Below are 278 nucleotides of genomic sequence, written 5' to 3'. Positions count from 1 at the left end.
ATTGCGCCATTTCCTTGGCCGCTAGCGGTGCACCGCCTTGTTGCGCAAGCCAGACATCAGCGTCAGCCACGCCTTGTTGTCTGAGCCAGTCCATTGCCTGGGCGTGCTCCGGTAAGCTCAGGGCGAATTTGTGGCAGCGCGACAGGATGGTTGGCAGCAGCTTATCAATACTGTGGCAAACCAAAATAAAGACGGTGTCTTTGGCGGGTTCTTCCAGGGATTTCAGTAAGGCATTGGCCGCTGGAATATTCAGCGCTTCCGCCGGGTACAGTACGATC

At 56.1% G+C, this 278-nt stretch carries 1 pseudogene; it reads right to left on the bottom strand.

The features are described from left to right. Window positions 1–278: pseudogene (locus tag KDM89_RS22200) on the bottom strand (DNA polymerase III subunit delta'); the annotation flags it as partial.

This window comes from Cognatundibacterium luofuense (assembly GCF_018139685.1).
GTDB lineage: Bacteria > Pseudomonadota > Gammaproteobacteria > Burkholderiales > Burkholderiaceae_D > Undibacterium > Undibacterium luofuense.
This window is presented reverse-complemented; position numbering and strand designations above follow the sequence as displayed.